The organism is Enterobacter sp. 342 (assembly GCF_036663495.1).
In the GTDB taxonomy this organism is placed as follows: Bacteria; Pseudomonadota; Gammaproteobacteria; order Enterobacterales; family Enterobacteriaceae; genus Enterobacter.
The window spans coordinates 1-231 of sequence record NZ_JAWUEI010000154.1; the positions used below are offsets into that span (position 1 = coordinate 1).

A 231-nucleotide genomic window follows, 5' to 3' on the forward strand; every position below is an offset into this window, starting at 1 on the left:
TGATATGGCTCAGTTGGTAGAGCGCACCCTTGGTAAGGGTGAGGTCCCCAGTTCGACTCTGGGTATCAGCACCACTTTATACTTAGGTTAAAGTTCGGCAAGAAGTAAAAGAATTTGCCTGGCGGCTTTAGCGCGGTGGTCCCACCTGACCCCATGCCGAACTCAGAAGTGAAACGCCGTAGCGCCGATGGTAGTGTGGGGTCTCCCCATGTGAGAGTAGGGAACTGCCAG

The 231-nt window shown here is 54.1% G+C and carries 1 rRNA gene; it reads left to right on the forward strand.

From position 1 onward, the window contains the following. Positions 1-117: 117 nt before the first annotated feature. Positions 118-231, forward strand: a 5S ribosomal RNA gene (gene rrf, locus V6E55_RS25735); the annotation flags it as partial.